Consider the following 11,928-nt stretch of genomic DNA (forward strand, 5'->3'; position numbering starts at 1 on the left):
GCGTCGTAAGCTCATCGGGCGTACCTCCAGGCGTTCTCGAACTGCGCGGTGACGCTCGCGGTCACGCCCGGTCCCGTCACGACCCGGTATCGGCTGCCCTGGGGCACGATGACGGCGTCGCCCGTGACGGCCACGGCGCCCATGAGGGTTCCGTCGAAGGTGCGTACGACGCCTCCGACCTTCCGGAGGGGCATGAAGTACCTCGCGTTGCCCGCGCCCGTGACGACGCGGGCACGCAGGCGACCCGCGCGGAGCCCCGCGAGGACGGCTCGCTGGAACGTCCGGCCCGGGAAGGGACCGCCGAGGATCAGCACCTCGTCACGCAGGAAGGGCGGCAACTGTCGTTCCGTGACGACCGCCACGCGGACGGTCTGCGCGGCGGCAGGGGTGGGAACGAACAGGGCGAGCAGCGCGAGCGCCGCGCCGAACGCGTGTCGGCCTCTTGCGGTGGGGGTCGGGTGGTGAGCCATGGAGCTCCTCATCGGACCAGCGGTCCGTAATCGAACGCGGGGCTGCCCTGCACGCGGGGAATGCCGTACCCCTCGGGCACGCTCACCCAGGTGAAGTGCACCCGGTAATTCACGAAGGGCAGGTGGTAGGGCGGGACGAGCACGCCCGTCGGGACGGGCACCGTGCGAACCCCGCCGAGGTCGACGTACGTGTCGATCGCGCCCGCCCAGTACGTGAGGGTACGCAGCGCGCGCGCACCGGCAGGTTCGGGCAGGACGGTGGCGTCGAGCTGGTTCCACACCTGGAACCACGTGGCGTACCCGAAGCGGTCGTAGGACGCGGGGTGGCCGGGGCCGAGCTCACGCTTGAACTCCTCGAACTTCCATGCGCCCGGCGCACCCCTCGCGAGGTCCGCGCGACCTGCCTGGGCGAGCGCGTCCAGCGCGCGGGAGCGTCCGGCGACCTGAAAGTAGTAGGGGGCGCTCAGGGTGCGGTAGACGCCGCCGAGCGCCTCCCCGGCACGTCTCGCGAGGTCGTGGTATTGCGTGAGACTGACGTCGTCGTTCATGACGGGCGTGACGAGCGCGCCCGCGCCGGGCGCGTGGGACGCCCAGGGCAGCATGAACAGCGCCTTGCGTCTGGGTGGCGTGAGTTCCGCGAGCGCGTCCGCCTGGTACCAGGGGTAGTACACGCGCCCGGCGTGCCGCAGGGCGTCCGTGACGCGCTTTCGCGCCTCGTTCATGTCGAACGAGAGGGGCGCGGCGCCCGGCCCGGTGACGGCGTCCCGGCCCTGCAGGCAGAAGACGCGCGTACCGAGGACGTAGGTGCAACCGCCCGGGACGTACATGACCCTGGGCTGCCAGGGCAGGTCGTCGCAGAAGTCGCGCGGCGGAACCTGCGGGAGGACGGTGTAGTCGTCGAGGTGCAGGGCGTTGTCGGGCGTGCTCGTGCGGATCCTGCCGACGAGCTGCGGGGCGATATCACGCGGGTCGATAGTGGTGCGGACGGTGGAGCGTGTGGTTAGCAGGTTACCCGCGCCGAGGCCCGCCCAGCAGTGCAGAGGGACGGCCGTTTCCATGTTGAGGGCGGTATGCGCGCGCCACCAGGTGCGTTCCTCGAACCGCTGCCAGGCGCGGCGCAGTCCCGTCGCGGCGTCGACGCTCTCGTTCAGGAGGGACATCGGCACGGTCCACTCGTACGGGCCGCAGGAGGCGTTCGCACCCTCCCCTCGTCGGTCCTGGCAGGCACGCGGGTTCCGCTGCCTCTCGCGCAGGCGTTCGGCGTCGATGACCTCCACCATCGGCCACTTCCCTCTCTCGAGGGTGCCGAGGCGGGTGTCCACCAGGGAGAACACGCCACGCGGACGGTACGTGGGCGGTGATTCGCGAGGGGTGTCGCGCGCTTCCTGAAGGAGCCGTGCGACATCCACCATCGGAGGGGCAGGCAGTGCGGGCAGGCGGGGAAGGGCGGGCGGCGAGGCCCCCGCGCCGTTCCAGGATCGCGAGGGCGCGGTCATGCTGGGAACATTGGGTGTGACGGGCACGGGGGTGAAGCCGGGGACGTCCTGCGCGTTCACGAGGGCGCAGGACGCGAGGGCCAGCGGGGTGAACGCTCGTGCCCGCACGGTCACTTCACCCGCGTGACGGCTTCCAGGGCGGCCTGATCGGTGGTCCCCTCGGGTGGCCACGTGACGCGCGCCTCGTCCCCGCTCTTGAGCTTGAGGTCCGCGCGCAGCGTGAGGACGCGGGTCTCGCCGGGGTTCACGGTGAGGTCCTCGGCGGTGACGGCGACCCTGCGGGCGTTCACGCGGAGCCGCAGGTGGGCGGCCGGGAGACTCAGGGCGCTCTGACCCGCGTTGCGGACGGAGAGGACGAGTCGGTCCGTGTCGCGTTCGGACGTGAGGGTCGCGGTGAGGGGCGCGTCCTTCGTGACGGTCTGCGCTCGGAGCTGGCGGAGGCGCGTGAGGGCGGCGAGGAGGTCGGAGTGGGCGTCGTGGGCGTTTGCTCCTGTGGGGAGTGGCGTGATGTTGGGTTGCACGGTCCGCGCTGCGGGACCGGCCTCCCCCACGGGAGTGGCGGGTTCGGTGTCGGTGAAGACGTACTTGCGGGTGCCGCTCCTGGCGTTGGGGTCGATCCGGAGGGTGAGGGGGAGGACGCGTCCGCCGGTGATGACGTTGAGACTGGCGGTGCCGGTGGAGTTGAGGGCGTCGAGCAGGAGGAAACGGTCCTGCGGCGCTTCGGGGACGGTGGCGCGGAAGAGGTCGGTGCGGGTGCCGCCGACGAGGTCGATGGGTCGGGGGAATTCGAGGACGACCTGGTACTCGGGGCTGAGTCGGATGGTGCGGCCGTCGGTCTCGACGGAGCGGGTGGGAATCTGCACGACGAGTGGGGTGCCGGCCGCCTGCGCGGCGTACCCAAGCACTGTGACCGCCACAATCCCTGATGCAAACTTTTGTAATAGTTGCATAACGCGATGGTAGCAGAATCGTGCTCTTGCAGGCGATCGCGGGAGATGGTCGCCGCGCTTCTCCCACCTGCCCTGACGCCCACGTGTGTTCAGAGTGCATTCACGCACGCGGCGCGCGTGGACTTCGTGGTCTACGCTCGAAGCACGAGGTGGCGGCGCTACGCGTGGGCGTCAACAACGGGCCTCGCGGCCTCCCAGGCCAGACACACACGAGTGCCCCCGGCGCAGACAGGGGGCATCTCCCATTCAGAACAGCCCAACCAGAGCGACCACGATCAGCCCCGCGCTGCCCACCAGCAGCAGCAGCAGGAAGCCGAAGAGCAGACGATCAGAAACTCGCACGGCCCGAATGTGCCACGCCCCCACCCTCGCGCGCCGCGCATCTGCGGCACACGAATCCCCTCAGGGCCCTACCATGCGGGCATGAACTCCGTCGTCTGCGCCTGCGGTCGAGAGTGGCGCTTCCGCGCCCACCCACGCGGGCACATCGTCTACCTCAAGGCCAGAGCGGGCTGGGCGCCCTGGAAGGGCAACCCCTGGCCGTCCACCATCGAGAAGTTCCGCTGCGACTGCGGCAGGAACCTCCGCCTCGACGACCTCAAGTAAGACCAGCTGCGTCCAGCCAGCCTCAACCACCTGCGGGCCGGCCTGCGAGCAGAACCGGCACGGCGTGGGGGAGAAACGCACGGACGCTCACGGATCTCGCGACGAACCGATCCTGTTGAAGCATGCGGCGCTGTCGACGCCACCGACGCGAAGAGCTCGACAGAACGGCCAACATCGTACCCCTCCTGGGCTCCAGGTGACTTGAAGGCCGACCAAGGCATCGGGCTGCGCCTCGGCCATCCAGCCTGGAGCGGCAAGCATCTTCGCGCACGTCGCAAGGCTTCTTGTTCTGTACCCTGAACGTCAGGCCCGTCCGTCTGCCCACTCGTGAGGACGTCGACGCCCTGGTGCGGGCGGCCCTTCCGGACAACACTATCGACCTGGACGGTGCCGCGCGGCTCCTCGCGTTCCTCGACGAGCTGCCCTCGCCTGTCCTGCCGCGCGTGGACGAACTGCTGCGCGACCTGGAACTCTTCCCCAGGCCCACCGACAGGCTGTGGACCTGGAGCCGCGCCTTCGCGGAGTGGCGCGCGCGGTCGCTGCATTGGGTGCAGACGCACGAGGCCGACCTGCTTCGTGCTCCCGGCCTGCTCGGCGCGCTCGCCGGAAGCGCGGATGGTCGCGTGCGCGAGCACGCCACGCGGCTCCTCGCCCGCGTCGAGCACCCGTTCAGCACGGGCGCGCTGCTCGTGCGGCTCAGCGATTAGGCTCTCCCTGTCCGGGAGGTCGCGCGCGAGGCGCTGCACGCCCGCCTCCAGGGGGCGTACGTGACGCACTGGGCGCGCTGGGTCGCGCTCGTGGAGCGACTGGAGACCGTGGAGCGCGGCGACGAGAACCTCGTCGCGGGGGTCCGCGCGCTGCTGCGCTCCCCCACGGGGCAGGGCGCGATGCGCGAGGTGCTGCCCGGCGCGGATGACGCGACCCGCGCGGCGCTCCTCACGGTCGTGGAAGGCCTCCCCGAGGAGGAGCGAGCGGTGTGGCTGACGCTGTTCGATCGTGACGTCCTCGCGTCCCTGCGCCGCCGCGTCCTCCGCCTCGCGCCCGCGGAAGTGCTGGAGGGCTTCCTGCACGACCCGGACGCCGGCGTGCGGCAGGAGGCGCTGCGGAGGCTGCTCGACGCTCATCCCCAGGGCGTGCCGGATTTCCTGCGGGTGGTGCTGCTCGACCCCCGGACCGGCGTGCGGGCCCACGCTCAGTATGAGGCGCGCCGGAGAGGCGTGGACCTGCGCGACGCGTACCTCGCGCTGAACGAGCGCGTCCTGAGCGTGAGCGCCCTGCGTGGCTGGGCGGGCGGAGTACGGGACGTGGGCGGCGAGGCGGCCCTGCCGAGGCTGCGGGCGCTGCTCTCGCACCCCAACGCGCGGGTGCGGACGGCGGCGCTGCTCGCGCTCGGCACCCTCGCGCCACGCGAGCACGCGGCGGAGCTGGAGGCAGCGCTGATCCGCACCCGCCGGGAGGTGGGCGCGGCGACCTCGGCGCTGCTCGCCGCGAACCTCGCCTCGACGGAGCAGCTCGGGCGTCTGTGGGCGTCCGCGACGACGGACGAGCAGCGCCGCAAGCTCCTCCTGCTCGCGGTGCGTCTGCCGCGCTTCGACGCGCTGATCCTCCTGCTGACGTGGCAGGACGACGCGCCCAGCGAGCTTCGCGCGCACCTCCTGAGCGCCGCCCGCGAGCTCGTGAGCGGCTTCGGGCGGAGTTACTTCACCCGACCGACCGCCGAGCAGCGCGCGACGCTCGCCCGCTTTGTGGACATCCTGGGGCAGGACAGGGGCGTCACGACGACGTTGCGCGCGCTGCTCGGCGGAGGGTTCGCACAGGCCTTCGGGCATGGCCGACCCTACGCAGCGGTCCTGGGCTTCACCGTCGGGAATTTAAGGTTGATCGTGTTCGTCCGAGGCCGTACGAGGGAAGCATCGCGCCCAGCTCACCCGACCCGCACTCCTCACATCTTCTGAACGCGAGGTGAGGCCAGCGCTAAGGTGTCCTCGTGACCAACGTGTTCCCCGCGGCGACGACCGCGTTCCCCGTCCTGGAACGCCATGAGCTCCTCGAGCGCATGCGCGCCGACGGCCCCGACTGGACCGAGACCTACTTCCAGCAGGTCCAGCGCCGCTACGAGGACGGCAGCCTCCCCGAGAAGGACTACCTCCATGCGTACCGGCTCGCCGGCGGGTACCGCGAGGACGTCGCGCCGCTCGTCACCGCCTGGGTGGAGACGCACCCGCGCAGCGCGCCGGCCAGGATCTTCGAGGCGCAGCACGCCTTCGCCCACGCAAGGTGGCTCCGCACCCAGCGCCTCTCCAAGGACGTCCCCCCGGAGCGCCGCGCGCCCCTCGCTGCCGCCCTCGAGCGCGCCTGGACAGCCGGCGAGGCCGCTCTCGACCTCACCGCGATGCCGCTCCTCGCCTTCGTCAGCATGATGGGCGTCCGCACCTTCCAAGGCGATCGCGCCTGGGACCTCTACGAGGTGGGTCTCGAGCGCCTGCCGCGTTCGCTTCGGCTGCGCCGCGCGATGCTCGCTAACCTGCGCGCCGAGTGGGGCGGCAGCCTCCAAGACCTTCGCGCCTTCGTGGAACGACCCGAGCACGCCCTCCTCTCCCTCTACGAGCAGGCCGAGCTCCGCGCGAACATGCACGTGCGCGTCGCCCACCACCTCAACGACTTCCAGAACGACCGCGAGGGCGCGCTGCGTGAAGCCGAGGCGGCCGTGCGGCTCGTCCGAGACGCCTCCACCCTCGCCCAGCTCGCCGCACTCCACGACGACGAGCACGGCGCCGCGCTCCTTGACGAAGCCATTCGCCTCGCCCCTGACGACGACGAGCTGCGCGTCCAGTTTGGCGTGCGCTACCTCATGGACCGACCCCGCGCCGCGCAGCGCGCCCTGCGCGAAGCTGCCGCGTGGGGTCAGCCCGCTGCGCACGACGTGCTCCACAAGCCCACGCTGTTCTACCGTGTTGTCGTGGCGCTCAGCATGCTGGTGACAATCTTCAGTCGCGCGTAGCCCGCCTCGTCGCCCTCGGCACGGGGGACGCCATGAACCTCGAAGGGAGCGCTAGCAGCGCGCTTGTTCGTGGGGAGGGTGAGGTCACGTCGGGCGGTCGGCAGGGCTCGGACGACGAGGGCGTCCGAGCCCGCTGAACCGCCTTGGGATGGTCTGCTGCTGGAGCAGGTGGCGCAGGACGGCATCGCTGACATCTGGGCGGTCAGGAGGAGACGGCCTCCGCCGAGGCGGGGCCGTCTCCTCCTGCGGTCGGTTCAGGCGCTCGAAGCGTCCGCAGTGGGCGTCTCGGTGGCGCGGCGGCCGCGGGTCTGTGAGGCGGGCAAGTCGGGCAGCGCAGGGGGCTTGTCGGTGTCGTTCTTCTCAGCCTTGTCGGCCTTGACACCGTCGGCCGCGGCAGCGCTTGCCGCGGGAACGGTGGGCTGGGTAGCCTGGGCGGACGCGGCACCGGGGAGGCCGAGCTTGGCGAGGGTGGCGCTGAACGCGGCGAGTTCGTCGCTGGTCTCGATCTCCGCCTGGGCACGGGCGTTGAGGGCCTTGAGCTCCTCGCGGGTGACGGCGTACTCGTCGGCCTCGTGGCCCTTGAGGGTGGTGAGCGCGCCGTAGCAGGTGGCGGCGTCGGTGACGCGGCCGCCGGTGGTGGCGAACTCGCTCGCGCTGTCGGCGCCCGCGCCGATGACGGTGATGGCGTCGCTCGTGACCATCGCGGCGCGCCCGCCGCGCTCTTCGAGGACCTTGGCGAGGATCATCAGCCGCTGGAGGGCCTCCATACGGGTGAGGAGAGCGATGTGGGGGATAAACGCGCCTGCACGCTTGAGATTTTCCATGTCCTGCCTCCTTGCTTCATCATTACGCCCTTGGCGAAAGATTGCAAGCTAGTTACGTCTATCTCATCGACGAAGGACAGCACTCCGCCAAGCCTCGTGCCCCTGCATCAACGCCGCTGGGCGCGACCAGCGCTCGTCTCGTGGCCCCCCGCGAGCTCTTGAGCGGCCTCGAACCCGCCCGACCATCGGGCAGCATGAGGCGCTCCACCCACCTCGTAGACACGCCGGGGCAGGACGCCAACGTCACGAGGGCGTCGCGCGCTGCTCTGCCGAGCGCTTCCGACCATGAGGAGGCGTCTCGGCTACGCTGACGTCTTGGCCGATGTCACCCTCGACACCACGCGGATCCGCTCCGTGAAGGACTTCCACGAAGAGAGCGCCCGAGCGTTCGGCTTCCCGGACTTCTACGGGCGGAACCTGGGCGCCTGGATCGACTGCCTGACGTACCTCAACGAGGACGACGGCATGCGCGGCTTCGTGCTCGGAACAGATGAGATGCTGCACGTGATCCTGCCGGACTTCTGGGCGTTCGCGACACTCGCGCCGGACGTGGTGCAGGAGCTGCTGAGTGGCGCGGCGGCGGTGAACGAGCGCTTCGTCGCGCGAGACGAGCGACCCCGGCTGAGTCTCGTCCCATGCTGAGGGTGTCGCGGTGGAGGTACTCGTGAGCTGGACGGAGGTTGTAACGATCAGCGCGTCCCAGCAGCCGTACGGCGTCTCACGCGAGGGGTGTTGGGGCGTGCGGCACGTCGACGGAAGGTGGGAGGAGCTCCGCCCATGGGTGTCCCCGTCGCTCGTCACGGTCGTGCAGGAGGAGCCTGACGCGTTCTTCGCGCGGCTCCGCGCGGGTCTTCTGGAGGCTGGACTGGACCCGGCCCTCGCGGAGACGTTCCCGGTGCGGTTCTCGATCCTGATGGGGCTCGCGTGGAACTCGCCCTTCTGGCAGGCGCACGCGCTGAAGTGGGTGGAGGCGCGAGGCGACGAGGTGGAGTTCATCGTGGAACTCCGTGAGCTCGCCGCGCGCGGGAAGACGCAGGCGATACGTCACCCCGCCCGTCGGCTCGCCCGCCGCGCCGAACGGGAGGTGGGGCCCCCGCCCTCGTCCTGAAGGCGGACTTCGAGTCAGCAAGTTCGCGCAGGCGTCTGCGCTCGTCGCGTGCGATGCTGGCTCCAGCATGCTCACCTACCTCGTCGGCGACGCCACCAAGCCTGAAGGCACGGACCCACGGGTCCTTGTGCACGTCTGCAACGACCAGGGGCACTGGGGGGCCGGCTTCGTCCTCGCCCTTTCGAAGCGACACCCCGAACCCGAGCGGGCGTACCGCGCCTGGGCGAAGGGCGAGGGTGACCTGCCCTTCGAGCTCGGGCAGGTCCAGTACGTTCCCGTCGAGTCGACCCTGTGGGTCGCGAACCTCGTCGGGCAGCACGACATCGCCCGCAAGGCACGGCCCTCGGACGTCCCGCCCGTCCGGTACGACGCGATCCGGGAAGGGCTCGCGCGCGTCCGCGACTTCGCGCGGGAGCACGGCGCGAGCGTGCACATGCCCCGCATCGGCGCTGGACTCGCGGGCGGGGACTGGACGATCATCGAACGCGTCATCCGCGAGGAGCTCACCGACCAGGGCGTGGCGGTGACGGTGTACGACCTGCCGCCGCGCGCGTGAGCGACCTGACCTTCGCTCGGCTGCACGAGCACCTCGTCCACGCGCTACCGGAACTCGCGCGTCCCGTCGCGCTGCTCTGCGAGGACGAGGTGTTCAGCACGAACGGCGTGCCGAGCCAGTACAGCGGAACCAGTCATGTGCTGCAGGTGTACCTCGACCTCCTCCTCGCGCTCCCGTCGAGTCCGCTTCGTGACTCGGCCCTGTCGCGGGCGTTCGCGTTCGTGGAGGCGGCGCTCGCCTCAGGTGACGAGGACCTCGTCGGGCTGATGGACATCCAGCTGATTGAGGGGCAGGCGGCGTGGTGGTTCCAGCGCGCGAAGCCCTTCCTGGGACCGCGCTTCGAGGCCGCCGTACGGCGCTCGGCGGAGCCGGGCTGGGTGGAGGCGACCGCGCCGAACGCGCCGGACTTCCCGCCGCGCGTGCGGCTGCACGACCTGTACGACGTGCGCTCCGCCGTGGCCGCGCTCCTCGCGGAAGACGGCGTCGACCTCGTGACCCTCGAGTCACTGGAGGCTGACGAGTGATCCCCCAGACGTTCATCCGGGCCGCCCAGCATGCCCCTAGCGAGCCAGCGCCTCACCCTGCACCTGTGCCCGCATCGCGACGTTCACACCGCGACCTCAAGGAGACTGCTTGAACCTCGACCACATCCCCACCGTCGATCACGAAGGCCTCAAGGACCTGCTGATCAGCATGGGCACCACCCAGACGATCATGATCTGGGGCCCGCCCGGCGTCGGAAAGAGCCAGCTGATCGAGGCGTTCGCCCAGGAACTCGGCATGCCCGTCTCGATCCTGCTGGGCTCCCAGATGAGCCCCGAGGACCTCGCGGTGCCCCTCATCGACCCCGTGACGTACACCACCCGCATGTGCCCCCCGGCGACCCTCATGCGCCCGGAAGCGAGCGTCGTGTTCATCGACGAGCTCAACGGCGCCGAGCCCGACGTCATGCGCGCCTTCTTCCCGCTCATCAACGAGCGGCGCATCGGGCAGCACCGGTTCCCCGAAGGCACCGTCGTCGTGTGCGCCGGGAACCCCACCGCGCACAACAGCGTCGCACGGCCCGTCCCCGCGCCGCTGATGAACCGCATGTACCACGTGCAGCTCAAGGTCAGCAGCACCCGCGGGTGGCTTGCGTGGGCCGCAGAGCAAGGCCTGCATCCCCTCGTGCGGGACTTCGTCGCGGACACCGGCCTCAAGAGCCTGATCGGCCCGCCCGGCGACGACGACCAGCTCAGCACCACCCCCCGCGGCTGGGAGATCGCCTCGAGGGCGCTCTACGGCTGGCAGGTCGACCGCATGCCCGACGCGGGCAGTCCCGAGCACGCGCGCCGGGTGCAGGGCATCGTTGCGGGCGCCGTGGCCAGGAGGGAGGCGGAGGAGTTCGGCGCGTGGCTCACCCGCCGCTCGCGCGGGCTGTCGCTGCAGGCGGTGCTGCGCGGCGAGCAGGACCTGCCGGACCCCGACAAGGAGCGCGCGCTCGTCGCGCACCTCGTCTCGCTGCTGCGCTCGCGCCTCACGCACGAGCTCCCGCGGCTCGAGGCGGACCTCAAAAGCGAGGCCCGCACCTTCGTCGAGCAGGCCGTGACGCTGCTGCACAAGCTCGCGCAGGTCGCGCCGGAACTCTCTACCGCCCTCATCGCGGACGAGGCGGTACCCGCGTGGTTCCTCGACAAGCTCGGCCGGCGCCTCGAGCGCGTCGCCAACTAGGAGGCGGGGTGGACTTCCGGACGCCCGGGCATCCTCACCTCCTCGCCCTCAGGCAGACGCGACGCTGGTGCCACCCGCGCGCCGACCTCGCTCAGCCCGCCGCGTCCCTGCGCTCGGCCGTCCTGAGGCCCCCCGAGTACCCGGACGCTTGGAGCTGCACCCGGCTGCATCCGGCGTGGATCGAGCAGCTGGTCGCCCGGCGAGCGGCCCTCCTGCCCGAGACGGACCACGAGGACGCGGTCCCCGCCGGCCGCGTCCTGGCCGTCCTCGAAGACGCCGACACGCACATGGGCGAGGGTGAGCCCGCGTCCCGGGGCGTCGTCGACGACGTCTACCTGCCGCCCTGGGACACCTGGTTCGCGTACCTGCCGCTCGGCCGCGCGGGCGTGCTGCTGGCCTGGATTCCCAGCGCGTTCGAGCCGCTCGTGGAGGCGGCCCGCGTGGTGGCCGCGACCGAACCCCTTGCCTGGCTGGACGACCTTCCCTCAGAGTCTCCAGCGTTCTCCGGCGACCGGTGGAGCGAGGTCTCCGCCGAGCTTCGCCGCCACACCCGGTCGCTCGAGGCGCAGCGTGACGACTGACCATTCGCACGAGGAGGCATGACCTTGGAGATCTGGACGCCCCCGGCGCCCGCGCGCGCCGCGAACCCGCAGGTCGCGCGGCTGCTGCTCGACTCGCTCGTCACCCTCGCCGGGCGGACCTGGCGAGGTGACGACGCCCTCGTCCCCGGCGTGGTGATCCTCGCCGCGCGCGCGATGAGCGCGGGCGCGCCGCCGCTGCGCACCCGGCCGCTGCGCGTCTCCGCCGCCGGGTGGACTGTCGCGGACCCGCTCGCGCTCACGCGCGGCTCGACGCTCGAGCGCGCCTGGTGGTCGTACCTGACGGGACTCGCGACCCACGCGGTGGAGCTCGACCTCGTCCACACCGCCGCCCGCTGGGTCGAGGAGGAACTCGCCCGCGAGGGCGTGCAGGCGTGGCGGGACGCGCCCGCCGCGCGAGTCGAGGAACTCGAGCGCGTCGCGAGCGCCGCGATGGCCGTCGTCGCCGACGGCGAGCTCCACGCGCGCAAGCGCGGCCCCGCGCAGTCCGACTTCCCAGACGACCACGCCGCGTGGGCCGACCAGGGCCGCGTCGACCTCGGCCGGCTGGGCTGGCGCGACGCCCTGAGGGCCGTGCAGTCCGGCCGCTTCCCCCCGGCGCTCGTCGA

The 11,928-nt window shown here is 71.3% G+C and carries 15 protein-coding genes; 11 read left to right on the forward strand and 4 right to left on the reverse strand.

What is annotated here, in order from left to right; all coding sequences use genetic code 11:
* Positions 1 to 11: 11 nt before the first annotated feature.
* The 3 genes from DEIPI_RS0121375 to DEIPI_RS0121385 form a co-directional block, all read right to left on the reverse strand.
* On the reverse strand, positions 12 to 470 hold the full coding sequence (locus tag DEIPI_RS0121375; protein WP_027483114.1) for a hypothetical protein: 459 nt from the start codon (positions 468 to 470) through the stop codon (positions 12 to 14).
* 8 nt (positions 471 to 478) lie between these two features.
* The gene (locus DEIPI_RS0121380; RefSeq protein ID WP_157463867.1) at positions 479 to 1,804 is read right to left on the reverse strand and encodes a hypothetical protein; all 1,326 of its coding nucleotides are present in this window, start codon (positions 1,802 to 1,804) and stop codon (positions 479 to 481) included.
* Positions 1,805 to 2,076: 272 nt separating this feature from the next.
* Positions 2,077 to 2,916: a hypothetical protein gene (locus DEIPI_RS0121385; protein ID WP_169737182.1), complete on the reverse strand. Its 840-nt coding sequence runs from the start codon at positions 2,914 to 2,916 to the stop codon at positions 2,077 to 2,079.
* 423 nt (positions 2,917 to 3,339) lie between these two features.
* Between DEIPI_RS0121385 and DEIPI_RS0121395 the strand changes: the two genes are divergently transcribed.
* The 4 genes from DEIPI_RS0121395 to DEIPI_RS35955 all read left to right on the forward strand — a co-directional run bounded on the left by DEIPI_RS0121395 (position 3,340) and on the right by DEIPI_RS35955 (position 6,523).
* Entirely contained in the window at positions 3,340 to 3,522 is a 183-nt protein-coding gene (locus tag DEIPI_RS0121395; RefSeq protein WP_027483117.1) for a hypothetical protein, read from the forward strand.
* A gap of 284 nt (positions 3,523 to 3,806) precedes the next feature.
* Positions 3,807 to 4,229, forward strand: a complete 423-nt coding sequence (locus tag DEIPI_RS0121400; RefSeq protein ID WP_027483118.1) for a hypothetical protein — start codon at positions 3,807 to 3,809, stop codon at positions 4,227 to 4,229.
* A gap of 60 nt (positions 4,230 to 4,289) precedes the next feature.
* Complete coding sequence (locus tag DEIPI_RS0121405; RefSeq protein WP_027483119.1) at positions 4,290 to 5,477, forward strand: hypothetical protein; 1,188 nt, start codon at positions 4,290 to 4,292, stop codon at positions 5,475 to 5,477.
* Positions 5,478 to 5,509: 32 nt separating this feature from the next.
* Positions 5,510 to 6,523 carry a DUF4034 domain-containing protein gene (locus DEIPI_RS35955; protein ID WP_027483120.1) on the forward strand — a complete coding sequence of 338 codons (1,014 nt, stop codon included), beginning with the start codon at positions 5,510 to 5,512 and terminating at the stop codon, positions 6,521 to 6,523.
* A gap of 254 nt (positions 6,524 to 6,777) precedes the next feature.
* On the opposite strand, the gene DEIPI_RS0121415 is transcribed toward DEIPI_RS35955, so the two are convergent.
* Entirely contained in the window at positions 6,778 to 7,347 is a 570-nt protein-coding gene (locus DEIPI_RS0121415; protein ID WP_027483121.1) for a hypothetical protein, read from the reverse strand.
* A gap of 315 nt (positions 7,348 to 7,662) precedes the next feature.
* Here DEIPI_RS0121415 and DEIPI_RS0121420 point away from each other — a divergent pair, with 315 nt between their 5' ends.
* From DEIPI_RS0121420 to DEIPI_RS33440, 7 genes are all read left to right on the forward strand, one after another.
* Positions 7,663 to 7,989 carry a barstar family protein gene (locus DEIPI_RS0121420; protein WP_027483122.1) on the forward strand — a complete coding sequence of 109 codons (327 nt, stop codon included), beginning with the start codon at positions 7,663 to 7,665 and terminating at the stop codon, positions 7,987 to 7,989.
* Between the two features lie 22 nt (positions 7,990 to 8,011).
* Positions 8,012 to 8,455, forward strand: coding sequence for a hypothetical protein (locus DEIPI_RS0121425; protein ID WP_157463869.1), 444 nt, complete (start codon positions 8,012 to 8,014; stop codon positions 8,453 to 8,455).
* Between the two features lie 67 nt (positions 8,456 to 8,522).
* A complete protein-coding gene (locus DEIPI_RS0121430; protein WP_027483124.1) occupies positions 8,523 to 9,011 on the forward strand; it encodes a macro domain-containing protein in 489 nt (162 codons plus the stop codon).
* Positions 9,008 to 9,535, forward strand: coding sequence for a hypothetical protein (locus DEIPI_RS0121435; RefSeq protein WP_027483125.1), 528 nt, complete (start codon positions 9,008 to 9,010; stop codon positions 9,533 to 9,535). Before DEIPI_RS0121430 ends, DEIPI_RS0121435 begins: the two co-directional genes overlap by 4 nt.
* Before the next feature lie 109 nt (positions 9,536 to 9,644).
* The gene (locus DEIPI_RS0121440) at positions 9,645 to 10,721 is read left to right on the forward strand and encodes an AAA family ATPase (protein WP_027483126.1); all 1,077 of its coding nucleotides are present in this window, start codon (positions 9,645 to 9,647) and stop codon (positions 10,719 to 10,721) included.
* An 8-nt stretch (positions 10,722 to 10,729) separates the two neighbouring features.
* Positions 10,730 to 11,302, forward strand: a complete 573-nt coding sequence (locus DEIPI_RS0121445; protein WP_027483127.1) for a hypothetical protein — start codon at positions 10,730 to 10,732, stop codon at positions 11,300 to 11,302.
* A gap of 18 nt (positions 11,303 to 11,320) precedes the next feature.
* Positions 11,321 to 11,928: hypothetical protein (locus DEIPI_RS33440; protein WP_045234832.1), on the forward strand; the 608-nt coding region annotated here is incomplete at its 3' end.

The organism is Deinococcus pimensis DSM 21231 (assembly GCF_000519345.1).
GTDB classification, from domain to species: Bacteria; Deinococcota; Deinococci; order Deinococcales; family Deinococcaceae; genus Deinococcus_A; species Deinococcus_A pimensis.